Annotated in this window: 29 protein-coding genes, 1 tRNA gene and 1 riboswitch; of the genes, 9 read left to right on the top strand and 21 right to left on the bottom strand. The window is 45.2% G+C overall.

The window, feature by feature from the left end:
- Window positions 1–51: 51 nt before the first annotated feature.
- The 3 genes from gcvPB to gcvT are packed head-to-tail and all read right to left on the bottom strand — an operon-like array spanning window position 52 to window position 3981.
- On the bottom strand, window positions 52–1527 hold the full coding sequence (gcvPB, locus tag AC2CGA_RS14270; protein ID WP_014305403.1) for an aminomethyl-transferring glycine dehydrogenase subunit GcvPB: 1476 nt from the start codon (window positions 1525–1527) through the stop codon (window positions 52–54).
- A complete protein-coding gene (gene gcvPA / locus AC2CGA_RS14265) occupies window positions 1520–2866 on the bottom strand; it encodes an aminomethyl-transferring glycine dehydrogenase subunit GcvPA (RefSeq protein WP_032856854.1) in 1347 nt (448 codons plus the stop codon). Before gcvPA ends, gcvPB begins: the two co-directional genes overlap by 8 nt.
- A gap of 14 nt (window positions 2867–2880) precedes the next feature.
- Window positions 2881–3981 carry a glycine cleavage system aminomethyltransferase GcvT gene (gene gcvT, locus AC2CGA_RS14260; RefSeq protein WP_044053463.1) on the bottom strand — a complete coding sequence of 367 codons (1101 nt, stop codon included), beginning with the start codon at window positions 3979–3981 and terminating at the stop codon, window positions 2881–2883.
- Between the two features lie 177 nt (window positions 3982–4158).
- Window positions 4159–4259, bottom strand: a riboswitch (glycine riboswitch).
- A gap of 144 nt (window positions 4260–4403) precedes the next feature.
- Here gcvT and AC2CGA_RS14255 point away from each other — a divergent pair.
- The 4 genes from AC2CGA_RS14255 to sinR all read left to right on the top strand — a co-directional run bounded on the left by AC2CGA_RS14255 (window position 4404) and on the right by sinR (window position 7605).
- The gene (locus tag AC2CGA_RS14255) at window positions 4404–6074 is read left to right on the top strand and encodes a DEAD/DEAH box helicase (protein WP_003153107.1); all 1671 of its coding nucleotides are present in this window, start codon (window positions 4404–4406) and stop codon (window positions 6072–6074) included.
- A gap of 17 nt (window positions 6075–6091) precedes the next feature.
- Window positions 6092–6886, top strand: a complete 795-nt coding sequence (locus AC2CGA_RS14250; protein ID WP_003153106.1) for a YqhG family protein — start codon at window positions 6092–6094, stop codon at window positions 6884–6886.
- A gap of 176 nt (window positions 6887–7062) precedes the next feature.
- Entirely contained in the window at window positions 7063–7236 is a 174-nt protein-coding gene (gene sinI, locus AC2CGA_RS14245; protein ID WP_003153105.1) for an anti-repressor SinI, read from the top strand.
- A gap of 33 nt (window positions 7237–7269) precedes the next feature.
- Complete coding sequence (sinR, locus tag AC2CGA_RS14240) at window positions 7270–7605, top strand: transcriptional regulator SinR (protein ID WP_003153104.1); 336 nt, start codon at window positions 7270–7272, stop codon at window positions 7603–7605.
- Between the two features lie 47 nt (window positions 7606–7652).
- Here the strand turns inward: sinR and tasA are convergent, their stop codons facing one another.
- The 3 genes from tasA to tapA all read right to left on the bottom strand — a co-directional run bounded on the left by tasA (window position 7653) and on the right by tapA (window position 9729).
- Window positions 7653–8438 (bottom strand): biofilm matrix protein TasA, encoded by a 786-nt coding sequence (tasA, locus tag AC2CGA_RS14235; RefSeq protein WP_003153102.1) that lies wholly within the window; start codon window positions 8436–8438, stop codon window positions 7653–7655.
- A gap of 63 nt (window positions 8439–8501) precedes the next feature.
- On the bottom strand, window positions 8502–9086 hold the full coding sequence (gene sipW, locus AC2CGA_RS14230; protein ID WP_012117977.1) for a signal peptidase I SipW: 585 nt from the start codon (window positions 9084–9086) through the stop codon (window positions 8502–8504).
- Window positions 9058–9729 (bottom strand): amyloid fiber anchoring/assembly protein TapA, encoded by a 672-nt coding sequence (tapA, locus tag AC2CGA_RS14225; RefSeq protein ID WP_003153099.1) that lies wholly within the window; start codon window positions 9727–9729, stop codon window positions 9058–9060. Before tapA ends, sipW begins: the two co-directional genes overlap by 29 nt.
- A gap of 258 nt (window positions 9730–9987) precedes the next feature.
- On the opposite strand from tapA, the gene AC2CGA_RS14220 reads away from it, so the two are divergent.
- Window positions 9988–10317: a DUF3889 domain-containing protein gene (locus AC2CGA_RS14220; protein ID WP_003153097.1), complete on the top strand. Its 330-nt coding sequence runs from the start codon at window positions 9988–9990 to the stop codon at window positions 10315–10317.
- Window positions 10318–10356: 39 nt separating this feature from the next.
- Here AC2CGA_RS14220 and AC2CGA_RS14215 read toward each other — a convergent pair whose 3' ends face one another.
- The 9 genes from AC2CGA_RS14215 to AC2CGA_RS14175 form a co-directional block, all read right to left on the bottom strand.
- Complete coding sequence (locus AC2CGA_RS14215; RefSeq protein ID WP_003153093.1) at window positions 10357–10536, bottom strand: YqzE family protein; 180 nt, start codon at window positions 10534–10536, stop codon at window positions 10357–10359.
- Window positions 10537–10592: 56 nt separating this feature from the next.
- Window positions 10593–10970 (bottom strand): competence type IV pilus minor pilin ComGG, encoded by a 378-nt coding sequence (comGG, locus tag AC2CGA_RS14210; RefSeq protein ID WP_015388005.1) that lies wholly within the window; start codon window positions 10968–10970, stop codon window positions 10593–10595.
- Window positions 10971–11366 carry a competence type IV pilus minor pilin ComGF gene (gene comGF, locus AC2CGA_RS14205; protein ID WP_015388004.1) on the bottom strand — a complete coding sequence of 132 codons (396 nt, stop codon included), beginning with the start codon at window positions 11364–11366 and terminating at the stop codon, window positions 10971–10973. It lies immediately after the preceding gene.
- Between the two features lie 13 nt (window positions 11367–11379).
- Entirely contained in the window at window positions 11380–11694 is a 315-nt protein-coding gene (gene comGE, locus AC2CGA_RS14200; protein WP_015388003.1) for a competence type IV pilus minor pilin ComGE, read from the bottom strand.
- Window positions 11678–12115 (bottom strand): competence type IV pilus minor pilin ComGD, encoded by a 438-nt coding sequence (gene comGD / locus AC2CGA_RS14195; RefSeq protein WP_043867285.1) that lies wholly within the window; start codon window positions 12113–12115, stop codon window positions 11678–11680. The genes comGE and comGD overlap by 17 nt, the downstream gene beginning before the upstream one ends.
- The gene (gene comGC, locus AC2CGA_RS14190; RefSeq protein WP_003153087.1) at window positions 12105–12413 is read right to left on the bottom strand and encodes a competence type IV pilus major pilin ComGC; all 309 of its coding nucleotides are present in this window, start codon (window positions 12411–12413) and stop codon (window positions 12105–12107) included. Before comGC ends, comGD begins: the two co-directional genes overlap by 11 nt.
- Before the next feature lie 4 nt (window positions 12414–12417).
- A complete protein-coding gene (gene comGB / locus AC2CGA_RS14185) occupies window positions 12418–13455 on the bottom strand; it encodes a competence type IV pilus assembly protein ComGB (protein ID WP_043867286.1) in 1038 nt (345 codons plus the stop codon).
- Window positions 13442–14512, bottom strand: coding sequence for a competence type IV pilus ATPase ComGA (gene comGA / locus AC2CGA_RS14180; protein WP_043867287.1), 1071 nt, complete (start codon window positions 14510–14512; stop codon window positions 13442–13444). The genes comGB and comGA overlap by 14 nt, the downstream gene beginning before the upstream one ends.
- A gap of 197 nt (window positions 14513–14709) precedes the next feature.
- Complete coding sequence (locus tag AC2CGA_RS14175; protein WP_003153082.1) at window positions 14710–15660, bottom strand: magnesium transporter CorA family protein; 951 nt, start codon at window positions 15658–15660, stop codon at window positions 14710–14712.
- 145 nt (window positions 15661–15805) lie between these two features.
- Between AC2CGA_RS14175 and AC2CGA_RS14170 the strand changes: the two genes are divergently transcribed.
- Window positions 15806–17107 (top strand): hemolysin family protein, encoded by a 1302-nt coding sequence (locus AC2CGA_RS14170; protein WP_043867288.1) that lies wholly within the window; start codon window positions 15806–15808, stop codon window positions 17105–17107.
- Between the two features lie 37 nt (window positions 17108–17144).
- Here AC2CGA_RS14170 and AC2CGA_RS14165 read toward each other — a convergent pair whose 3' ends face one another.
- A complete protein-coding gene (locus tag AC2CGA_RS14165) occupies window positions 17145–17975 on the bottom strand; it encodes an STAS domain-containing protein (RefSeq protein WP_032856863.1) in 831 nt (276 codons plus the stop codon).
- 71 nt (window positions 17976–18046) lie between these two features.
- Between AC2CGA_RS14165 and AC2CGA_RS14160 the strand changes: the two genes are divergently transcribed.
- A tRNA-Gln gene (locus AC2CGA_RS14160) sits at window positions 18047–18117 on the top strand.
- Between the two features lie 63 nt (window positions 18118–18180).
- Here AC2CGA_RS14160 and AC2CGA_RS14155 read toward each other — a convergent pair.
- Entirely contained in the window at window positions 18181–18561 is a 381-nt protein-coding gene (locus AC2CGA_RS14155; protein WP_003153079.1) for a Spx/MgsR family RNA polymerase-binding regulatory protein, read from the bottom strand.
- A gap of 236 nt (window positions 18562–18797) precedes the next feature.
- Between AC2CGA_RS14155 and AC2CGA_RS14150 the strand changes: the two genes are divergently transcribed.
- Entirely contained in the window at window positions 18798–19043 is a 246-nt protein-coding gene (locus AC2CGA_RS14150; protein ID WP_003153078.1) for a DUF2626 domain-containing protein, read from the top strand.
- A 40-nt stretch (window positions 19044–19083) separates the two neighbouring features.
- Here the strand turns inward: AC2CGA_RS14150 and AC2CGA_RS14145 are convergent, their stop codons facing one another.
- Window positions 19084–19722, bottom strand: a complete 639-nt coding sequence (locus AC2CGA_RS14145) for an MBL fold metallo-hydrolase (RefSeq protein ID WP_025852931.1) — start codon at window positions 19720–19722, stop codon at window positions 19084–19086.
- A gap of 154 nt (window positions 19723–19876) precedes the next feature.
- On the opposite strand from AC2CGA_RS14145, the gene AC2CGA_RS14140 reads away from it, so the two are divergent.
- Window positions 19877–20050: a DUF2759 domain-containing protein gene (locus tag AC2CGA_RS14140; protein ID WP_076984120.1), complete on the top strand. Its 174-nt coding sequence runs from the start codon at window positions 19877–19879 to the stop codon at window positions 20048–20050.
- A gap of 32 nt (window positions 20051–20082) precedes the next feature.
- On the opposite strand, the gene AC2CGA_RS14135 is transcribed toward AC2CGA_RS14140, so the two are convergent.
- The 3 genes from AC2CGA_RS14135 to AC2CGA_RS14125 form a co-directional block, all read right to left on the bottom strand.
- Window positions 20083–20397 carry an MTH1187 family thiamine-binding protein gene (locus AC2CGA_RS14135; protein ID WP_003153073.1) on the bottom strand — a complete coding sequence of 105 codons (315 nt, stop codon included), beginning with the start codon at window positions 20395–20397 and terminating at the stop codon, window positions 20083–20085.
- Window positions 20398–20402: 5 nt separating this feature from the next.
- Window positions 20403–21440 (bottom strand): YqgU-like beta propeller domain-containing protein, encoded by a 1038-nt coding sequence (locus AC2CGA_RS14130; protein ID WP_139885318.1) that lies wholly within the window; start codon window positions 21438–21440, stop codon window positions 20403–20405.
- Between the two features lie 72 nt (window positions 21441–21512).
- Window positions 21513–22640, bottom strand: a complete 1128-nt coding sequence (locus tag AC2CGA_RS14125; protein WP_139885319.1) for a M14 family metallopeptidase — start codon at window positions 22638–22640, stop codon at window positions 21513–21515.
- Window positions 22641–22681 lie beyond the last annotated feature (41 nt).

Here is a 22681-nt window from a genome sequence, read left to right as displayed (position 1 = left end):
CATGAAAAAAGAGCTGTCCGTTTTATACGGAAGCTCTTTTTTTATACCGTGTCAGCGGCTGACGTCAGGTGTACGTTCGTATTTTAAAACCGGCTTTCTAGCCGCCTTGGTTTCATCCATTCTTTTGACAACTGTTGTATGCGGCGCCTCCTGAACGATTTCAGGCGATTCCTCCGCTTCCCGCGCAATTTGAATCATGGCATCTATAAACGCATCAAGCGTTTCCTTCGATTCCGTTTCCGTCGGTTCGATCATGATGCTTTCTTCAACATTGAGAGGAAAATACACAGTCGGCGGATGATAGCCGAAATCCAAAAGCCGTTTGGCAATATCAAGCGTTCTTACGCCGAGCTTTTTCTGCCTTCTTCCCGATAACACAAATTCATGCTTGCAATGACGGTCAAACGGGAGATCATAATAAGGCGCGAGTCTTCTCATCATATAATTTGCATTTAAAACCGCGTTTTCGGTCACAGCTTTTAAGCCGTCAGGCCCCATGGAACGGATATACGTGTAGGCTCTGACATTAATGCCGAAGTTGCCGTAATAAGGTTTTACGCGCCCGATCGACTGCGGCCGGTCATAGTCAAAAGTCAAACGGCCCTCTTTTTTCGTGAGAACGGGTTTCGGCAGATACGGAATGAATTCTTTTTTCACTCCGACTGGCCCTGAGCCCGGTCCTCCCCCGCCGTGCGGCCCGGTAAATGTTTTATGCAGATTAAGGTGAACGACGTCAAATCCCATATCTCCCGGTCTTGCTTTACTTAAAACGGCATTTAAATTCGCTCCGTCATAATAAAGCTTTCCGCCGGCCTGATGGACGATTTCAGCCATTTCCGTAATGTTTTCTTCAAATAACCCGAGGGTGTTCGGATTCGTCAGCATCAGCGCCGCTGTTTCTTCGTTTACCGCTCTTTTCAAATCTTCAATGTCAACCAGCCCGTGCTCATTTGACTTAACGGTAATCGTTTCAAAACCGGCGACCGTGGCGGATGCCGGATTCGTACCGTGGGCTGAATCAGGGACAATCACCTTCGTCCGTCCGAAGTCTCCCCGCGCTTCGTGGTAGGCGCGGATCATCATCAGGCCGGTCCATTCGCCGTGAGCGCCCGCCGCAGGCTGCAGCGTCACCTCGTCCATGCCCGTAATCTCCTCCAAGTGTCCGCTTAAATCGTATAAAAGCTCAAGCGCCCCCTGAACCGTGTCCTCGTCCTGAAGCGGATGAATAGCGGAGAAACCTGCGAACCGGGCAATTTTTTCATTTAATTTCGGATTGTATTTCATCGTACAGGAGCCGAGCGGATAAAAGCCTGAATCAACTCCGTGGTTTCTCTTAGAAAGAGCGGTATAATGCCGCATAATATCAAGCTCTGATACTTCCGGCAGCTTTGCGTCTTCATCGCGGATATAGTCACCGGGAAGAAGGCTTTCAAGCTCTGTTTCCGGCACATCAAGCTCCGGAAGGCTGTAACCGACACGCCCTTCGCGGGACATTTCAAAAATAAGCGCCTGATCTTGATTATTCATGTTGATCCCCCAATCCCGCAATAAGCGAATCGATCTCTTCTTTCGTTCTCAGCTCTGTGACGGCAATCAGCATATGCTGATCCAGTTCCGGATACGCAAGACCTAAGTCATATCCGCCGATGATGCCGTCTTGCAGGAGCCGCCGGTTTGCTTCCTTGACGGGAAGATTCAGCCTGACGGCAAATTCATTAAATATCGGGCCGTCAAATGCTACGTGCAAGCCGGCTTTTTCCGCTTGGCGTCTCGCGTAATCAGCTTTCAATATATTTTGGCGGGCCATGTCTTTGACGCCGTTTTTTCCGAGCGCCGTCATCGCGACTGAAGCCGCTAAAGCATTCAGCGCCTGATTTGAACAAATGTTAGACGTGGCTTTGTCTCTTCTGATATGCTGCTCGCGCGCCTGAAGGGTGAGAACAAAACCTCTTCGCCCATTTTCATCCTCCGTTTGGCCGACAAGCCGGCCCGGCACCTTTCTCATCAGTTTTTTCGTTACTGCAAAATAGCCGCAGTGCGGGCCGCCGAACGCCGCAGGTATGCCGAAAGGCTGCGCGTCTCCGACGACAATATCAGCTCCGTATGCCCCGGGCGGTGTCAAAATGCCGAGCGCGAGCGGGTTTGAAGAAACAATCAGCTGGCTGTTTCCTTTATGTGCGAGCGGCTCAATGTCCTTTAACGGCTCGATTTGTCCGAAGAAGTTCGGATACTGAACGATCACGGCGGCCGTCTCATCACAAACGGCATGTTCCAATGCTTCAAGATCTGTGACGCCGTTTTTCGCGGGCACCTCTACAACCTCAATATATTGGCCCTTTGCGTATGTTTTCAAAACATCCCGTGATTCCGGATGAACGGCTGCGGAAATGACGATTTTTTTCTTTTTCGTATGTCCCGACGCAAGCATCGCCGCTTCCGCAAGCGCCGTTCCCCCGTCGTACATAGAGGAGTTTGCGATATCCATTCCCGTTAATTCACAGATCATCGTTTGAAATTCAAAAATCGCCTGCAGCTCCCCTTGTGAGATTTCAGGCTGGTAAGGCGTATATGCCGTGTAAAACTCTGATCGGGATATCACATGATCGACGATGACCGGCTGGTAGTGATCGTACACTCCTGCGCCCAGAAAAGACGCATATGTAACAGCGTCCTTATTTTTCGCCGCAAGCTTTGTCAGCTCTCTCGTCAGCTCCGTTTCAGATTTTGCTTTTTTAATTTGGTAGTCTTTTTGAAACCTCACATCTTCCGGAATATCGGCAAACAGTTCATCAATTGTTTCTGCGCCGATGGCTTTCAGCATTTCTTTTTTATCCTGTTCTGTCGCGGGCAAATATCGATGCTTCATATGACTCTCCTTTTTCAGCTCTGTTTTGGACGTTTATAAAACGGTGTGCGGACAATCTTCGCTTTTACCGTTTTTTTACGGATTTCCACTTCTACTTCCGTTCCGACTTCACTGAATTCCGTTTTGATTAAGGCAAGGCCGATATTTTTCTTTAAAGTCGGAGATTGCGTGCCTGTCGTGACTTCCCCGATCGGAACACCGTCTTTTTTCACGGCGTACCCGTGTCTCGGAATCCCTTTTTCAATCATCTCAAGTCCGACCAGCTTTCGCGGGGCTCCTTTTTCTTTCTGTTCACACAATACAGATTTCCCGAAAAAATCGGAATCTTTCTTGTGTTTCACGGCAAATCCGATTCCGGCTTCAATCGGTGTAATATCTTTCGTCAATTCCTGACCGTATAAAGCAAGCTTCGCTTCAAATCTCAGCGTATCACGGGCGCCGAGGCCGCACGGAACGAGGCCTTCATGCTCTCCCGCTGCAAGTATCTCCTTAAATAGATGAACCGCATCTTCATTGCGGCAATATAACTCAAACCCGTCTTCACCGGTATAGCCCGTTCTTGAAAGCAGGACTTGGCGTCCGGCAACGTCCGCCTCGTCAATAAATGCAAACGGCTTTAAGGAGGACAGATCACATTCAGTCAGCTTCGCAAGAACCGACTGAGCATTCGGCCCCTGAACGGCAAGCAGTGAAATCCCGTCAGACTGATTCGTCAGCGTGACATCTCCTTCCGCATGTTCTGTCAGCCAGGCGATGTCTTTTTCAATATTAGACGCGTTTATCACGAGCAGATAGCAGCTCTCGCTTTTCTGATAGATCAGCAAATCATCGACCGTACCGCCGTCAGGATAGCACATGGCGGTATAAAGCGCGTTTCCCGGCTTTAAATCGGCAACGTCATTTGTCATCATTTTTTGCAGAAAAGACAGGGCGTCTTTACCGGATACTTCAACTTCCCCCATATGAGACACATCAAACAGGCCCGCTTTTGTGCGGACGGCTTCATGCTCCTCTTTAATAGAAGAAAATTGAACCGGCAGCTCCCATCCTCCAAAATCAATCGTTTTTCCGCCGTATTCTTTATACACATCATAAAGCGGTGTTCGTTTCAGCATCATCTTCCCCCTTCAGTCATTGGCGCTTGTAAAAACATATAAAAAAGGACAGAGAAACACCTCATGAAAATGAAGGTTTCTCTGTCCCGGCACCTGAAAGTTTACTTTATGAACATATCATAAAGACGTCCCCTTTGGTGGCCTGCTTCTTCTAAGTGCAGACACTCTCCAGAGTTGCGTCGAGCAAGAGTTCTTTTGCCTGAGAGATTCACTCCGCAGTTTGCTCCTTCGGCGCCCGGACGCCCATCTTTCGTCCGAGTCTCTCCCCTTGCTGTCATTCGCTCATATTTACCAATTTTATGGACATACTAAAGCAATATCTTTTAGTGAAATCATTACTTATATCCTACCACCCTCATTTACGTCCGGCAACAAAAATTATGATAAATCAGTTTTTTAAAAGAAAGGCGGTTTTGTTACATATGACAGCAGAGATCATATTTGATGCAAACTGGCCGGGAGAGTTTTCTGAGCGGCTGAAAACGGACGGTCCCTGGTCAAATTGGGAGCTGTACAAACTGTCGGCTGAAGTCCAGCAGACCCTTGCCATTCCTGAATTTGAAGGGTTGAGAGCTCCTTTATACCTGCCCGATTTCACTCCGCTTCCCCATCAGCTTGAGGTCGCGCAGAAAGTCGTTGAAAAAATGAACGGCAAGGCGATTTTGGCTGATGAAGTGGGGCTCGGAAAAACGGTGGAAGCGGGCCTGATTTTAAAAGAATATATGATTCGCGGGCTGGCCAAAAAAATCCTGATTCTTGTGCCGGCATCACTCGTTTCCCAGTGGGTGAAAGAGCTTCAGGAGAAGTTTTTAATACCCGCTGTTGAACAGAAGAAAAGCTATGTGTGGGAACAGTGCGATATCGTCGTTTCTTCTATTGATACGGCCAAACGCTCCCCTCACAAAGACATTGTCCTTTCTATTCCGTATGATCTCGTCATTATTGACGAGGCGCACAAGCTCAAAAACAGCAAAACGAAAAATTATGAATTTGCGAGAAGTCTTGTGAAGAAATACTGCCTGCTTCTGACGGCGACGCCGATTCAAAACCGGATCGAAGAAATCTTCAATTTAGTGTCACTGTTAAAGCCCGGCCATTTAGGAAATGAAAGCGGATTTCAAGAAACCTTCAATCAGAAGGACGGGATTGACGCTCATGAGCATTTGAAAGAACTCGTCAATAAGGTGATGATCCGCAACACGCGGAGCGACACCGGCCTTACATGGACGAAGCGCCACGTGGAAACAGTGCCGATCACCTTTTCACCGACGGAACAGGCGCTTTACGATGACATTGCCGCACTGAAAAACGGCACGGAAAAGCCCGCCAGCGCATTTTCCATTATGACGCTGCAAAGAGAGTGCTGTTCAAGCAGGGAAGCCGTGTATATGACGCTCAAAAAAATGCTTGACCAAAAAGACAAACAAGCGCCCGCATTCGATGAACAGACGATCGCTAATTTAATGGACCGCATCAATCAAGTCACGCAAAACTCAAAAGCGATTCAAGTTGTTGACTTGATCCAAAAGATTAATGATAAAGTCATTATTTTTACTGAATACAGGGCGACACAGATTTACCTGCAATGGTTCCTTCAGCAGAACGGCATAAGCTCCGTTCCGTTCAGAGGCGGATTTAAACGCGGAAAAAAAGACTGGATGAAGGATCTCTTCCGCGGCAAAGTGCAGGTGCTGATCGCTACAGAAGCCGGAGGCGAAGGGATCAACCTGCAATTCTGCAACCATATTATCAATTATGACCTCCCGTGGAACCCGATGCGGCTTGAACAAAGAATCGGAAGGATTCACAGACTCGGTCAGGAAAGAGATGTCCATATCTACAATATGGCGACAAAACATACGGTGGAAGAGCATATCTTAAAACTTCTGTATGACAAAATTCATTTATTTGAAAATGTCGTCGGAGAATTAGATGACATTTTAACAAAAATCAAAGTGAGCAATTTTGAAGACCATTTGCATGATATTTTATGCCATTCGCTGACAGAGGAGGAAATGAGAATCAAAATGGACAATCTCACCTCTTTTCTGTCGTACGGTACGGAAAAACCCGCCAGAAAAAAAGGCTCTTAAAAAGGAGGAAGCGCGACATGAGACAGCAGGAGGTTCACCAATTTTTACTGCGCTTTTTTGAAGCGAACCACTGCCCGATTACAGAACACGGGCCGGGTTTTATGACGGTTCAGTTGACGGTCGAGATGGACAAACAAATTATGAACCGCCCGTTTTATTGGCATTGGCGTGAAAAAACGGGCGGCGAACCGAACCCGATGAAGATTACGTTCATCACTGATAAAGAAACGGCTCCGGAGGATATGGACGGCGAGTTTATTTACTTTGGAGCCCCGCGCCTCTTTCAAATCTTTCAAGCAGTTAAACAAAATGGGAGATTTACAAGAATATATGAGAAAATTGTATCAGCCGGAGCCAGAGTGCCGCTTCAGCCCTGGCTTGGATTAAATGTAGTGATTTCATACCAATCCGACATGAAAAAAGACAGACTTTTGTCTTTAGGCCTGCATCTTGTTTCTGGAACAATTATAGAAGGGTTTCAGCAGAAGCTTGCACCGCTTCCGCTGACCTCGCAAATATCAGACTATTGCTTTACCATATCGCCGATGATTAAGCCGGAAAGCGGGATTAAAAGGATGGAGCATTACTTAAAAGACGCTGCCTCCAAAGAGCCGTCAGACTGGGCTGACAGCGCGATCGCCAGATGGAAAAAGGACCTCAGGCTGCTCGATCAGTTTTATGAGCAGACAGAAGAAAAACCTGAGGAATACCATTTGGAAAAACAAGCGCTGAAAGCCTTATATCAGCCGAAAATTCACATTCAGATTGAAAACGGCGGTTTATTTTTCCTGCAAAGTAATTTTTCTGGATAAGCGTTATCCATTCGACACCTTTCCCGTTTTTTCTGGAAATTCTATATTATAATAAAAGTATATAGAAAAAATTTCTGGCGTTTCGCATGCGATGAATCACTTCCAGACATGTAAAGATAAGGTCATGGGCGGATTGGCTGAAATACATAAACAAGTATTTTAGGAGGAGAAAATGCATGAAAAATGCAAAAATGGAATTTTCGCAATTAGATAAGGAATGGGTTGAGCTGATATTAGAAGCCCAAAAAGCAAATATCAGCCTAGAAGAAATACGCAAATACCTGCTTTCGCATAAAAAGTCTTCTCAACATATCCAGGCAGCCAGAAGTCATACCGTAAATCCTTTCTGAATGTGCTATAATATCACAAGGAAGGTGATGACATTGATTGGCCAGCGTATTAAACAATACCGAAAAGAAAAAGGCTACTCACTATCAGAACTAGCTGAAAAAGCTGGGGTAGCGAAGTCTTATTTAAGCTCAATAGAACGAAATTTACAGACGAACCCCTCCATTCAATTTCTCGAAAAAGTCTCCGCTGTTCTGGACGTCTCGGTTCATACTTTACTTGATGAAAAACATGAAACCGAATACGATGGTCAATTAGATAGTGAATGGGAGAAATTAGTTCGCGATGCGATGACATCCGGGGTATCAAAAAAACAATTTCGTGAATTTTTAGATTATCAAAAATGGAGAAAAGCGCAAAAAGAGGAGTAGTGCCGCCATATGTGCACAACTCCTCTTTTAACTGTCCGACTTTCGGATTAGTTTTTATCCTCACTGTGAGCCTTTTCATTTTCCTTGACGTAACCGTCTTTATCCGTATGATCTTTCTTAATGGTCAAGCCGTTCCATTGCGTGGCTTCAAAAGAGAATTGAAGAGAAATCGCATTGCCTTGGAACTTGTTTTGCACACTTAATCCGTCCGCAGTTTTTGCGGTGTCATTTTTAAATTGGATTTCCATTCTCACCTGGTCATAATCAGCAGGCGTTTTCGGAACTCCGTCGTACTCAGGAGCTGTTTTGCCGTTAATGGTTGCCACATTGACTTTTCCGCTCTCGCTCAGGAATTTCGGATCAATGTGCTTGCTGATCGCTTCGGCAGCTGCTTTATCCTGCTTTGTTGACATTAAGTATAAGTCTTTCAGGCTGGCCGCCTTTAAAATGATATTTTTAGGATAGCCGTTGCCCCCTTCTTTACCGACTGTCAGAACCGTAATTTCAAACTGGCTGAGGAAATCTTCCGCAGATTCATTTCCTTTCTTAGCTCCTTTAAAGTCAGTAAAATTCAAAGCCATCAGCACTTCTTTAATGGCAAGTGAACCGTTGTTTCTGAATTCAAAATCTTTCGTCAATTTATCACCTGGTTTTAAGTTTGACAAATTGACATTGGCTGATTGTTCTTTAGCCGATAAATCAAGTGTTCCTGACGCAAATGTAGCGTCCGTCGACTTCACATCATTAAATGCGGCCCATGTGCCTCCTCCTACTAATGCTAAACCGAGTGCGGCAGAGGCAACGCCCAAGCTTAATTTCTTTTTCATACCCATGTTTGTACTCCCCTTACTTTTTATTTTTTGTTATCAAATCCTGTCGCCAGGTTGCAACCGTATTCATGTGGAGATGGTTCCCTTTTTCGCATGTTCTTCCAGCGCTTTCGTTTTCCGCTCAATATCGCGGAGGGCGCTGACGATGACTGTTATTGAGTAAATCAAAAGCATGACGCCGGGAACGATTAACAGAATCGCCGTTCCGATCGGCTGGCTTGCCAAATGTATGACATACCCCGCATACGGAAGCTGATATCCCGTATACTGGGCCGCCACTTTTTCAGCTTGAACGGGGGCGGCATCCGGGGCGGCATTATGGTCCCCTTTTGTCTCAAACAGCAGGTTCCCGTCCTTTTTTGTGATCCCGATTATTCTGTGTGTGACGGCTGTTCCGTCATCTTGCGTAAAGGTGATCACATCCCCTTTTTTTAAGTCATTTACGTCAGAAATTTTCTTTACCGCTATGAGCGAACCCGTCTTAAATTCCGGGTCCATTGAACCCGACAGCACGGATTTCAGCGTATAGCCGAAGATGGCCGGCTCCCCCCCGGAAGCCCGGGTCGAAATCACCGTTAACGTCAGCACAATAATCAGGCTGAAGATGACGGCATACAAAATATTACTGATCAGTTTCAGCGTTTTTTTCATGTTCTTCCCCGCTTTCTTTTACCGGCTCAGCCGGCTCTTTCTCCGTTTTCTTCAGATCGGAAACGGTTGCCTGTTCCCGGCATTTGACGAGTTTCATCGGTTTTGACCACTCAAATTGTTCTTCGTCCGCCGGATACCCTTCAGGCTTGTAAATCTTGAATGCGTATATGCCCGGCTGCAAAGACCGCTTTGACTCAATTTTATAAATCGTTTTGCTTTTTTTATCAGTAATAAGCCCTTTATCCACAACATTGCCGTTTCGTAAAGGCTGCTGCTGAGAAGTGATTTTATGGAGCTCCCATTTCCAGTCAGAAACAGTCCGCTCTTTTCCCTTATTCTCCAGCTCGGCATAGAGTTGAAGCGGCGCACACACGGTGCCTGACGTATCAGTTTGATTTGTTATATGTAAATCACTCTGATCCCAGCGTTCGTCATAACGGCAATCGTCATCCGTATATTGAAAATCTCCGCACGTTTGAACCGGGAGACTGAAGCTTTTCACATCATTGAAGGAGGAACTTGTATCACCTGTGAACTGAGCACATATCGTCACGGACAGGCAAAAAATGAACGAAAGCCGTAAAAATAGCATCATCCGCCATCTCACCTTTCCCTTTTTTTCCATTCGCAACAATCGGAACATGCCTTACCCCCTGTAAAAACTGTTAATAAATATGACAACCGTTCTCTTTAAAGAACTTCATGAACAAAGTATAATCAAGGATTATCGTCTTGAAAAATGTCAAAATCGGTCAATTTGTTCGTTTTTGAGAATGGTATCTTTCAAAAACATCGTTTTGCTTCAAATTACACACCTTTTTGGAATTTTTTTAATAAAACGTGAGAAAATAACGAGGTGCCTAGCACAAAATGGAAAGTATATACAGCGAAAGGACGAAGAATGATGATCACACAAAGTCTGATTTGCCTTTCTCTTCTTGTTTTCGGGGTTTCAGGAACAGCTCAGGCGGAAACGGTGCCTTATTATGCTGTTCACCATAAATCAAAATGGGAAAAGTTAGCAGAAAAAGAAGCTAAAAAAAGATATCCGCTCGCCCAAACGTTATTTATTCAAAAGGTGTGGGACCGGAAAAGAACGGACGAAGCAGTCAAACAATACCACTTGACATTGCGGGATGGCGCAAAAGAATTTGGTGTGTTTGTTACGATTTCTTTTAATCCCTACAGTCAAAAGGTAAATAAAATTGCCGTCATTGAGGAATACCAATAAGGCCCTCCTGATACAGGAGGACCTTTCGTGTGATTCGCTTTATTTTTTCCGCTGCATCCACAGCTTAAAACTGTACGGCAATATTCCGAACCAGTGCTGAGAAGCCGGCACTTTCTTTTCTTTCCGCACTTCTTTTCGCTCTCTCCGTTCCTGTTTCGGCGTATCGAAATATTTAACGAATTGCTCAGTCATATATTTTACATAATCATTTGTTTTCACGGCTCTCACCTCATAGTGCTGTCTTTACTATGAAGTGTTGTCCCGCCGCCTCTTTTTTATACTTCCGTCCATTGAATCAGCTGTTTCTTCTTCTGATCGAACAAAAGGTGAGCCTCCCGTCTCGTGCCTGACACTGTTTCGGCCTGAATTGTAACCTGAACCGTTTCCCGGCGATCACTCCCGGTGATGCGGAAGGAAACAGTTCCGTACGGAAAACGCTGTATACCAGTTTGGACCTTTTGTCCCTGTGTCATATGGCGGCTTGACAGCAGCGCGCCGTTTTGGAGCAGATTCTCTCCGATCCAGTACTCCCCGGCCTCTTTCGCAAATGTTTTTCGGGTGATGAAATCAGATGAAGTATAGCTGATGACAAGTAAAACTGCGGCAGAAACAAACAGAACCGCGGGATAGATAAAACCGTCAGATTTGTACATTTAATCACCTTTTAAAGAGCTGTAAACCGGAATGACCGCCTGATTCTTTTTACCTGTAACGCTTAAGATCTCTAATAAGAGCAGGCCGTTTTTCACATCAGCCGTTAATGATGCCGCGTTTTGCAGGATCGGCACGTGGCCTTTTCCGTTTACTCTTTTCCTTATCATCTTATGATAAATTTCAAAACGCACTTCTTCGCCCCCTGTTTTCCGGCATGCTAACGCCCGCCCGCCGTCGGCCGGCTTCACAGTCTCAGCCTGTTTACATTCGTTCATGATCTGCTGAACGGCAATTTGATGCTCCCGGCTGTCTAATCCGCCGTTATCGGTCCGGTTTGATAAAAACAGATGTAAAATCGGGCCCAGGGTGCCTGATAGGAAAAGACAGACTGCCAAGGAGAACAAAACATTAAGAAGCGTAAAGCCAGTCTGTTTTGAGAATGCTGAGGCACATTTCTTTTTCGCCGCGGTCAGCCGCACACACTTTGTAATACTCACCATCCTCCTTCCACTTCACACCGGGAGACGGCGGCTTTTTTCCGGTCATCATATAAGTGCTGATATGTTTCTGAAGAAGCTGGTACGCTTCCTGGCGATCTTCTATTTTCAGACCATCTGTCAGCATGCCCGTCCAGACCGGAATGATAGACGTCATAAGGAACAGCCAAATGGCCATTGCTGATAGTGTTTCAATAGTAGAGAACCCTTTATTTCCGTTTAGCATGGACATTTCCGCTCCCTAAGTAAACTGTGATCTCATAGGTGAACCCGGCGCTCTTCAATCGAATCTTTCCTCCCGAATTCGGATGGCCTTTTTCGTTAAATTCAAGGCTCTCCGGTAAAGTCACAAGTGTAATGTGAAGCGAATCAAAAGAACGCTCAACAATCCTACCGCCTGACTGCAGTTTGTATTTATGCTCTTTTGGAAGAAAAGTGATTTTTGTTCTTTTATGTTCTGCGATAGCCGTTTCCTGCGCAAGCTGAATATCTTTTTGAAGCTGTTCTGTTTTTTGCCGCACGGCAAGGTGGGTGCAGACCGGCGGAACCGTCGTGAACAAAACCGTCAGCAGGACGGACGCCAGGCTTAACACAACCAGGCTTTCAAGAAGGGTAAACCCGTTTTCTGTCCGCCTGTTATTGTTCAACTGTAACTTCTCCGCCACTAATTAAGATCTGTTTACCATTCGGGCAGGCTGTATTCTTTTTGATATACCCCTCTGATTGTAAATCGTTCATATCCGGCATTTTACCTTCATGGTCGATTTCGTACGCCGTCACTTGGGCTTTCACCATATTCTGCAGTCCTTCACAGCCTTTATGCTGAATGCTTTGATTATGTTTTGTAACGTTAGGAATGGTGATTAAAAGCAGAATGGAAACGATAAATAAAACGATCAGCATTTCAATTAAAGTAAATCCATCTTGATTTTTCAGACGAAGCACTCCCTTACATTTGGTTCATCATCTGGTACATCGGCATCAGCATTGACATGTAGACAATTAAAATCATACCGGCCACAACACCGTAAATGACAGGCTGGAGAATGCCGGTATACTTCGCCGCGTTTTGTTCAAGACGCTCCATCATAAACTGGCTGTACGTATAAAGTTCGCGGTGAAGCAGGCCGTTTGCCTGTCCGTGGCTGACTGCAGCCGCAAGATCTTTTTCATAATACGGATGCCCGGAAAGAGCGGATTCTATGGTTTCTCCGGCTTTCAGACGTGTAATGAGCATCTCTGCTTCTTCACGATAAAAAGGCAGAAAAGATTGTTCTTTAAAAGCTGTTAAGCTGTCATAGATAGAAAGGCCGGATTTCAGAAGACTGCTGAGCTGTAAAGAGAAAAAGTAGCTGTTAAAAAGAACGGCCGCTTTTCCCAAGAGGGGTATTTTCACAACAATGAGCATTTTATCTTGCGGGGATTTTTTCTTACATAAGAACCAAACGTACAAAAACAAGCAGAAAGCGGCGGACAGCGCCAGTGCGCAGGCTTCATGAAAATGCCGAAAAAATGCAAAGATGAAAGCAGTCGCACCGGATGTATTCATATTCATTGATTGATAAATCCCAGAAAACTGCGGAATAATTAAACTTTGCAGGATATAAAACATGACACAGACGGAAGAAATTAAAAACATCGGATACCGGAGCATTTTTTTGATTTGATTCGTCTGCATGAGCTTTCTCTGTAATAATTCGCCGCTTTGTTTCATCGCCCCCGGCAATTCTCCGTGTTTCTCTGCGAAATAGCAGATAGAGACGGCTTCTTTATGAAAAGACAGTGCCTCAAGCACTTCGTAAAACGCATCACCTTCCCTCAGCCGGCGGATTCCGTCCGTCAGCTCTGCAAGCTGAAGTTTATGCAGCTGGAGTTTCAGCAGTCTGAGCCCTTCAATCAGACTGTATCCTTTTTCCGTCATTTCACCGAGCCTTTTCAAAAAAGCCGCTTGATCCTTCAACGGCCAGGTTCGTTTAATCCGCTTCATGATACACCCACCGATCGTAATTGTCGGTTGTGACATAGCCGAGCGCGATTCCTTTTCTGATCAGCCTGCGGAGCGTCTGATATTGAAAATTGGCGTGCTCTCCCTTTGCTTCCTGAAAGCATTGGGTGAGGTTTTTCCCGTAGAGCAGTTCATAAATGCCCGCACGGCGGGTCTGCCTGTACATCCGGCAGTACACGGAACAGCTTTCCTCTTTGCAGAACGGACATGTTAAATCAACCAGACGCTGAGCGGCAATGGCAATGACGGTTTGTTCAATTTCTGTCATGTTCACCCCAAACTCCAGCAGCCTGTATATGGCGCCCTTAGCATCTCTTGTATGCAGGCTTGAAAGAACGAGGTGTCCCGTCATGGCCGCGCGGACTGCGATTTCAGCCGTCTCGGCATCCCTGATTTCCCCTAGTATGATCATATCGGGATCATGTCTTAAAATCGCTTTTAAACCGGCGGAATATGTGACTCCGGCTTTTTCATTCACCTGAACTTGCAACACATCCTCATCTCTTGTTTCTACGGGGTCTTCAAGCGTGACAATCCGCCGGTTGAAATGCCGTTTTGCATAGTTGACAAGCGAGTAAAGAGTGGTCGTTTTTCCAGAGCCGGTCGGGCCGGTAAAGAGAAGCAGGCCGTGCGAATGCTTCAGAAAGGACAATAGTGCGGCGCCCGCCCCCCGAAATAAGGACAGTTTATCCAGAGGGGGAATCTGCCGCTTAGGCAAAAGCCTGATGACAAGACTTTCATCATTCATTGTCGGCAAGGTTGACATTCTCAAATGAACGGTTTCCGTCGGAAGCGGCAGAGACAATGACCCGTTTTGCGGCTTACGTCTTTCTCCTATATCCATGGCCGATAAAAACTTGAAATGAGAAATAAGCCTTACGCATTCCTCTTTTTTTAAGACTCTTTTTTTCACAAGAGCATGGCCGATGCGAAAATGAATGAAAGCATCCTTTTCTCTCGGCACAATGTGTATATCTGAAGCCCTTGCCGTATAGGCCTCGTTTATGATGTTCCTGCTGTATGTTTCAATATTTTTCACAAGACTTCCCTCCTTCCGCACGTATTGTAAATCAGATACACAAAAGCCGGCAAAGGAGAGATTATGCGTTTTACACTGTGTAAAACGCAAAAAAATAAAAAATAAGCCCCCTGACATTGATTTACTGAATCAAATCCGGAACCATTCGGCCATTTTCAGCCATCAAAAAAGCAGGCGTATGCCTGTGCCTGCTCTTCTTAGCGTTTCTTTTCTTTCCGCAAATATTTTTTTTGATGCTCCCTCAAAATGTCCCCTGTCCAGCCTTTCTGCCGCAGATAAATATAAATCAGCAGGGTTGATACAATAATGAGCACGATGGAACAGATATACGCATATTTCCAATGAAGCTCCGGCATGTTATCAAAGTTCATCCCCCAGAGAGCTCCAAGCGCCGTCATCGGTGTAAAGAGAGTTGTAAAGATCGTCAAGGCTTTCACAATTTCATTTCCTCTTTGGGAAGTAATGACTTCCTCGGCGTGCAGCAGATTGCTCAGTTCCTGATCAAACTCATTGATATATGTAATCCCTCTTTCCATTTTATGATGAGCTCTGAGGTAATCTTTCTGCCTGTCATTTTTCGGAAGAAACGCTTCTTTTAAAGCCATTTCCACTTTTTTAGCCCCCAGTGTAAGGCCTTTCCAAATGAACAGCTCATGGCGCAGTTTATGCACATTTTCCAAGATTCCTTTGCTGTTGTCATCATGAATCTGCCATTTCAGCGTCCGCTGCTTGACTTCAAATTCATCCAGTCCGATCAGATAGGAATTCATCAGCTCTCCCAACAGAACAAAAAAGCCTTCAATCGGATTTTCACAGGTTTGAATCTGCTGTGTGGCATGCTTTTCTTTTACACCGCGCAGCAGCGAAAAATCAAAATTAATCGTAAAAAAGAAGTCTCTCGTAATATAAAAGTGAAATACGGTATGGTTTTTTTCATCATCTAATCCTTGATGATAGATTAAAGATCCGAAAACCGCTTCATTATTCTGATCATTTGTATCTGAGCGCAGAAAGTTTATATGATTTTCATGTTCAAACCACTTTTCGCATTGCGGCCAGTGATTGTGATGGATCATTTTTTTCGCTTCCGTTTTTTCATGCGGACCGAGCTGGTACCACAGCCAGTCCGCACCCGAATGTACCTTCATCTCTTGTCATCCTCCAGTATCGCTTTCTTGTTTTATTACCGTAAATGAGGCGGGCTAAACCAGGTTCGATGTTTGAGCAGCTTTCTACAGTGGTATTATTCCGAAAAAAGGGAGGTGCAAGCCTTCCTTCGCGGAAGGCGTTACATTGTATATCATCAAACTATCCGCCATCGTACTATTTATATTATTAACGGCGTGTTTTGTCGCCATAGAGTTTTCAATCGTTAAAGCAAGGCGCTCCCGTATTAATCAGCTCATTGAGGAAGATGTAAAAGGAGCAAAAGCAGCCAAGCATGTCATTACACACCTCGATGAATATTTATCGGCGTGCCAATTGGGCATCACCGTCACCGCTTTGGGGATCGGCTGGCTGGGTGAACCGACAGTCAAAGCAATGCTTCAGCCGTTATTTTTAAAGACCGGAGTTCACGAAGCGGTTGCCCAAGTACTGTCATTGATCATCGCCTTTCTGCTGGTTACATATGTGAATGTCGTCATCGGCGAACTCGCCCCGAAAAGTTTTGCTATCCAAAAAGCCGAGCGGATTACACTTTTGTCTGCCAGACCGATGATTTTGTTTTATAAGTTAATGTTTCCGTTCATCTGGCTGCTCAATCATTCCGCCCGCCTGATTACAGCCATGTTCGGCTTGAAGCCTGCTTCCGAACATGAAATGGCTTATACGGAAGAGGAATTGCGGGTGCTCCTTGCCGAAAGCTATCGAAGCGGCATGATCAAAAAAAGTGAGCTGCATTACGTAAATAACATTTTCACATTTGATAAGCGCACTGCCAAAGAAATTATGGTGCCCCGGAATGAAATGGTGAGCCTGCCGTTAGACAGCGGATCGGGACATATGCTCCGGGACATTATCAAAACAAATAAATATACCCGGTATCCCGTCGTAAAAGGAGATAAAGATCATGTAGTCGGCATCATCAATATAAAAGAAGTTTTATTCAGATTCCTGTCAGAAGGAGCGGCGTTTGCAAAACACGAACTCAGCCCTTACATTCAGCCGGCGATCCATGTGATTGAGACGATTCCGATTTATCAATTGTTCGTTAAAATGCAGCGGGAACACGCCCATATGGCCATTCTCATTGATGAGTACGGCGGAACCGCGGGATTAGTAACGGCGGAAGATATCATTGAAGAGATCGTCGGCGAAATCCGCGACGAATTTGATACGGACGAAACACCTTCCGTTCAAAAGCTTGGGAAGAACCGCTATCTCCTGAACGCCAAATTGCTGATCAGTGACGTCAATGATTTACTCGGAACAGAGATTACGGCTGATCAAGTCGATACACTGGGGGGCTGGTTTCTTACTCAGCATATTGACGCGAAGCCCGGGAGCACCATTGATTTTGAAGGCTACACATTTACGGTAAAAGAAATCGACAGCCATCATATCATGACGATTGAAGCTGACAAAGCTGAATAGCTGAGGGAGAAATCCCTCCCGGCCATTCAGCTTTTTATCATCTTAATGATTCTTTTACGATAAATCCGTTTTTTGCCAGCGCCTTCGCCAGACTCTGCTCCGTTTTCACCTGAGAAAAATCGATGCCGAGCTTCACGACGGTCTGCGCGATTTCCGGCCTGATGCCTGAGATTGTCGTTTCTATGCCGAGAAGTTTTGTGCTGTCAATCACTTTGAAAATCTGATAAGCGACCATCGTATCCACAATCGGCACACCTGATATATCTAAAAATAAATAAGAAAGCCGGAGTGAAGAACATTGGTCAAGCACCGATTCCAAAATCATTTTTGCCCGGTAGGTATCAATTTCGCCGACAAGCGGCAAAATTCCAATACCGGCGGCAATCGGCATAATCGGCGCGCTCAGTTCGTTAATCATTTCCTTTTGGGCGTTTAATTGTGTAACCGTCACTTTATAATATTCCTCTGTAAATACTTCAATCATATGGTCAATTGCTTTGTTCAGCTTCTCTCCCCAATGGAATACCGCATTCGCCTCGGGCTTCTCAGACATCGTTTCGCAGCATGTCTGTATGCGGTTCCAGACCAATCTCCGGAATTCTTTAAAGCTCGTGACGCTTTCATAGACCGGTACTTCATGGACGGCCCGGTCCCTTGCGAACTGAAGCGCCCACTTTGTCAGCTCCTCTTCTCCGCCTTCTTTTTCCGATAAAATGCCGGCAACGATTTCAATTAACAGACGGTGCTGCATTTCCGCTTTCTGATCATCTGAAGGCCGCCCCGATTTTGGTATGAGCAGCCACTGGCGTGTGATTTCACCTGATTCTTCAATTAAGGTTCGAGATAATGTTTCATTCAAATGTTTCACGGGTCTCCTCCATTCAAATTACTTTGTATGTATAAATCGGCGCCGGACGCACATACTGTAATTACATCTGATGGGCTATAGCCAAGCGGTAAGGCAATGGACTTTGACTCCGTGATCGTTGGTTCGAATCCAGCTAGCCCAGTCCCGCAACCGCAAAAAACGAAGATTAGCTGATAAATTTGATCAGCGGATCTTCGTTTTTCTCTTATGATACAGATTGATGTACCGTTTTTTTCTTCGTCAGCTTCATCAGTTCTCCCGGATTGTATCCGATAACGAGCTTATTGCGATCGATCAGAATCGGACGCCGCAGCAGTTTCGGCTTCTCAGTCAAAAGCTTCAGCACTTCATTTACAGTCATTTCTTCAATGTTGAGGTTAAGGTTTTTAAATGTTTGGCTTCTCGTCGCCAATATTTCATCAATTCCTTCGGTCGTTAATGATAAGATCTGTTTCAATTCATCAATTGTCGGTGTCTCCCGGAATAGATGTCGCTCTTGAAAGTCAACATTGTGGGCTTTTAACCAATGTTTCGTTTTTCGGCATGATGTGCAGCTCGGGTATGAATAAAAAATAAGTTCTTTCATTTTTAAAAATTCCTCCCTCGGATAATCCGTCTCTTTGTTAACATAAGTACCCTGAACTTTTTTTCCCTAAACGTATTTCAAAAAGATTTTTCGGATCTTTTTTAGAGAACGGCATAAGATATAAAACACAGGGAAAGACATAAATTCCACAATAAATATAATCATGAAAATGTTTACATTTTGAGTGCCGATCTATTATAATAAACTTCAGATAGACTCTCGGGAGGGGATAAGGAATGAATCGCATGTTCCGGGTGTTAGGATTTTGGACGGGGATATTTGCAGTCATGTTTTTTCTAGGGGGCATGAAAGACGCTTCTCTTTTGTTTTTTGGACAGACGATCTTTTTCGTATTTCTTTCTTATTTGAATCTGACTGAGCGGATGTATATTTATATTTTCGGAGCTTACTTAACCGTATTTTTCGCCGGATTTACATACTACTCTATTTTTATTATGACACCGGGCGGCGGAACCCACTGAACAGAAAAAGACAGACCGATTATGGTCTGTCTTTTTTCATTTACAGTGAAAAACCATTGATAAACGGGTTTCGCTCCTGCTCTGTCTGGATGTCCGTTTCCGGCCCGTGCCCGCTTAATACAAGTGTATGTCCGGGAAGCGTGAGCAGTTTTTGATGAATGGAATCAAGCAATACGTCCTGACTTCCGCCGTGTAAATCAGTTCGGCCGATGCCTCCCTGAAAGAGCACATCACCTGAAATCACCAGATCCGCGTCCTTCACATAATAAGAAACGCTTCCCGGTGAATGTCCCGGCGTAAACAATGTCTCCAAATGGAAAGGCCCGATGTCCAAAATGCCGTCGCCTTCGATGAGCCGTTCGGCGGGCCGTGCCGTTACGGCGATGCCCCGCAATATGCCTGATCCGTTTAAGGAAGAGTCCTCCAGCCACTTTTCTTCCTTTTTGTGAAGATAGACGGGAACATCCCATCTGTCTCTTACTTCGTCAAGTGCGCCGATATGGTCAAAATGGGCGTGCGTCAGTAAGATGGCCAGCGGCTTCAGATTGTTTTCTTTTATGTAATTGTTGATTTTGTCCGCTTCCCCGCCCGGATCAAAAATAAGACAGGACTGATCCTCACTGACAAGAAAATACGCGTTTGCCTGAATCGGCCCGGCCGGCATTCGTCTCCATTTCACTTTCATCACCTCTTTATGTATATGCCCTTATTATGAAGGTTTTCTGCGGAAGATTCAATGAATGCGGCCGGGAAAACGCTATCGACAAACAAAATGAAAACGGTTAAAATGAAATGGAAAGATTTTCAGGTTCCAATGACAAAGGAGGAGCATGATGTTACTTGTTATAATCTTCGGCCTTGTCGCATTATTAGCTGTATTAGGAGTCCTGCGGGCTGTCAGACAGAGAAATATCCTGGGATTTTTGTTAGCCGCCGCCACCCTGGGTGTGTTTGGCTGGTTTACCGTAATGACCGTTGTAACCAGCGGCTATCCGACTGCACATTAAAAGCCTGTATCCAATGGATACAGGCTTATTTTTTATTGCTGCAAATGTTTGCTGACACTTTTGATTTTGCTCTCCAGCGTCGTTTCTTTATCACGTCTGTCATCAATGCGGATATTTGTCGCCACTCTGTGCAGCCCTTTTTGGAACGGGGCTTCGTGAATATCCTGAATGACTGCGAATAAGTCGCTCAGCTCACCTTCAATCAACGTGTTCATCGGCGTGAGCTGAAATTTGATTTTGCCGGCAGCTTTGTAACCCTCCAAAATGTTTTGCACATCCGCTACATACTCACTGACGCTCGGTGTTTTTGTTCCGATCGGAATGATTGTGACATCTGCAATTGCCATTTGGTTCAAACTCCTTTTTCATTTGTTATGATTGGTTCTGTCATGCCTGTTTTCAGTGATATCAGACGGTCATACGTAAAGCCGTATAAAGCGTATTCCCCGTTCGGAGAGATCTGAATCGGCTCCATTTCCGTGTTTTTGAGCACCGTCCGCTCCCGTTCGTCTCCTAAGTCAAAGCTGATCAGATTGTAAGAGCGGCCTTCAGGCTTAAATATGTAAAACCGCTTGTGTGTCTGATCGTAATCATATTCCATCGGCGCGAAGCTCTCATACTTTTTTTGGAGAGGAAAGCGGTGTGTCACGGATGCCGGCTTTTGGAAAAGGAACTCGCCGTCTCCGTCCGATTGATCCGTTGGTCTGACGGCAATCGTCATGCCCGGGCGGGAATCAGTCCAGATGACGTGATGAAGCACTCTTTTTTCTTTTTTCGTCTGCAAGTCATAAGAATATAAAGGACCCTCTTCCTCCGTTTTTCCTTGCTTGATATATTGGAATTCATCAGTGGAGGTCCAATGGACAAAAGGGGCCTGAACGGGACTCTTTTTTAAAATGCCGTTGTTCATATCGGCCGTATAGGCTGTGAAGTCCCATGTTTCAGTAAAAACGGTAATCATCATTTGATACGGGTCATACGGATTCCAAGCCGTCTCCAGCTCATAAGAGTTAAAGGCTTTGTGATAAAGTCTTTTCCCCTGCTTGTTCATAAGCACAAGCTCAGTCTGACCGCTGCTTGTCACCTGTACGAGAATCAGCTGTTTTTTCCGGCTGATCTTTACATTGACAATATTGCCCTTTGTTTCATAGAGCCGTTCGGATTTTCCGCTGAAAAGATCATATTTCATCAGCTGATGATGTGCTGTATACAGAATTGTTCTGTTATCCAGCCATCCTTCCGTTTTTTCCGCTTCCTTTTTACTGAGCGGAACGATTTTCTGTTCTGCCGATTTTGCCGAAACGCCTGTGTCTTGCTGCTGATGAGATGGTTCACAGGCCGCTAAACACAGAACGAATGCGGACAGCAGAACACAAACCAAGTATCTCATCAGCCTTCCCTCCATTCTTTTCTATTGTCCCATATTTGTTTATGTAAACAAATGAGAAATTTCACAGATGTCTCAAAAAACAAGCGACCTCCACAAAATACCTTCCGTCGCTTGATAAATATCAGCAAACTGATGAAAAGGCAAAGGGTTTTTTCCCTTCCCGAGCTCAATGGTATAGCCCTCTTTTCCATACTGCTGTATAAACCAATCCCTAAAACCGGCATGGCTGTCAATGGTTTTAACGCCTTGATAGCGGTTTCCGCTTATCGCTTCAAACTCCCGAATCATCTGGGATGATTGCTCCGATTCACATCCTTCGTATCCCCAGTAAATCTCTTCTCCCTGCGTATGAAGCGCGATCAGCCGGTCAGGCGGCTGTTCCGTTATCAGCCGGTGCATCGCCTGCGCCTCCGGTTCAGTGAGCGGCGCCGTTCCCGGAAAATCACGGTATGAAGGGGCTTTCGGTTTGCGCCTTTGTTCAATATCCCAATTGGATGGGAAATGTTTATTTAAATCCACACCGTTTATATTCGCCTTCCATTCGCGGAAATCCGGGCGGCGCTCATTTAATTCGTTGAGGAATTCATTTTTTTCTGATAAATCTTCACATCCGTAAAGTACGAGATCAACACCGTCGGGATTTACGAGCGGAACGAATGACAATGATGTCCGGCTGAATATATCAAGCACAGACTGCCCGAAAACGGTTTTATTTTCGCATAATGCCGCGCAATATTCTTTACACCATTTAAGCGCGACCGAGGTGGTGATCCATTCATTGGCATGAAATGAGGCGTTTACATGGACTTTTCTTTCGGCCGTATCCGCACCTATTTTCAGCTCATAAAGCGGCTTTCCCAATACGGAACTGCCGATTTTACGGCATGTGACAAACGGAAAGACATCCGTTATTTTCTCAATTTCTTCATAAACCGATTCGGAGCCGTACACCTTTTCTTCCTTCACCCATTGATCAGCGGAAAGAACGCTTTCACAGTGCCGGATGTATCGCGAAAGCCCGCTCAGCGTCTCAAGCGGCGGACCCTCTGACTGCCCGCTCACGGCAAAGCCGGGACAAAATAATTCATCGCTTTCCGCCGTTTTATCAGCGGCTTTCAACAGTTTTTCATCAATTGAAAGCACCTTTGCAATATCTTTCATATGCTGTTTCAATTCAGGTTTGACACGAATTCCCGCCATGTTCATCCCCCTTTTTTAAAAACTATATGACAGGGGAGATA

This window comes from Bacillus sp. SYZHCR11, from assembly GCF_057196865.1.
The sequence above is the reverse complement of the archived record's forward strand: the minus strand, read 5'-3'. Positions and strand labels throughout refer to the sequence as shown.

Excerpts from the sequence above, each read along its gene's own strand:
- AC2CGA_RS14140 (WP_076984120.1), top strand. The coding sequence starts at position 19,877 with ATGTTACTTGTTATAATCTTCGGCCTTGTCGCATTATTAGCTGTATTA.
- gcvPB (WP_014305403.1), bottom strand. The coding sequence starts at position 1,527 with ATGAATAATCAAGATCAGGCGCTTATTTTTGAAATGTCCCGCGAAGGG.
- AC2CGA_RS14255 (WP_003153107.1), top strand. The coding sequence starts at position 4,404 with ATGACAGCAGAGATCATATTTGATGCAAACTGGCCGGGAGAGTTTTCT.
- AC2CGA_RS14125 (WP_139885319.1), bottom strand. The coding sequence starts at position 22,640 with ATGGCGGGAATTCGTGTCAAACCTGAATTGAAACAGCATATGAAAGAT.
- AC2CGA_RS14150 (WP_003153078.1), top strand. The coding sequence starts at position 18,798 with ATGAATCGCATGTTCCGGGTGTTAGGATTTTGGACGGGGATATTTGCA.
- gcvT (WP_044053463.1), bottom strand. The coding sequence starts at position 3,981 with ATGCTGAAACGAACACCGCTTTATGATGTGTATAAAGAATACGGCGGA.
- sinI (WP_003153105.1), top strand. The coding sequence starts at position 7,063 with ATGAAAAATGCAAAAATGGAATTTTCGCAATTAGATAAGGAATGGGTT.
- AC2CGA_RS14175 (WP_003153082.1), bottom strand. The coding sequence starts at position 15,660 with ATGAAGGTACATTCGGGTGCGGACTGGCTGTGGTACCAGCTCGGTCCG.
- AC2CGA_RS14250 (WP_003153106.1), top strand. The coding sequence starts at position 6,092 with ATGAGACAGCAGGAGGTTCACCAATTTTTACTGCGCTTTTTTGAAGCG.
- comGB (WP_043867286.1), bottom strand. The coding sequence starts at position 13,455 with ATGAAGCGGATTAAACGAACCTGGCCGTTGAAGGATCAAGCGGCTTTT.
- sipW (WP_012117977.1), bottom strand. The coding sequence starts at position 9,086 with ATGAAAAAAACGCTGAAACTGATCAGTAATATTTTGTATGCCGTCATC.
- tapA (WP_003153099.1), bottom strand. The coding sequence starts at position 9,729 with ATGTTCCGATTGTTGCGAATGGAAAAAAAGGGAAAGGTGAGATGGCGG.
- tasA (WP_003153102.1), bottom strand. The coding sequence starts at position 8,438 with ATGGGTATGAAAAAGAAATTAAGCTTGGGCGTTGCCTCTGCCGCACTC.
- AC2CGA_RS14130 (WP_139885318.1), bottom strand. The coding sequence starts at position 21,440 with ATGAGATACTTGGTTTGTGTTCTGCTGTCCGCATTCGTTCTGTGTTTA.
- AC2CGA_RS14220 (WP_003153097.1), top strand. The coding sequence starts at position 9,988 with ATGATGATCACACAAAGTCTGATTTGCCTTTCTCTTCTTGTTTTCGGG.
- AC2CGA_RS14135 (WP_003153073.1), bottom strand. The coding sequence starts at position 20,397 with ATGGCAATTGCAGATGTCACAATCATTCCGATCGGAACAAAAACACCG.
- comGG (WP_015388005.1), bottom strand. The coding sequence starts at position 10,970 with ATGTACAAATCTGACGGTTTTATCTATCCCGCGGTTCTGTTTGTTTCT.
- AC2CGA_RS14155 (WP_003153079.1), bottom strand. The coding sequence starts at position 18,561 with ATGAAAGAACTTATTTTTTATTCATACCCGAGCTGCACATCATGCCGA.
- gcvPA (WP_032856854.1), bottom strand. The coding sequence starts at position 2,866 with ATGAAGCATCGATATTTGCCCGCGACAGAACAGGATAAAAAAGAAATG.
- comGE (WP_015388003.1), bottom strand. The coding sequence starts at position 11,694 with ATGCTAAACGGAAATAAAGGGTTCTCTACTATTGAAACACTATCAGCA.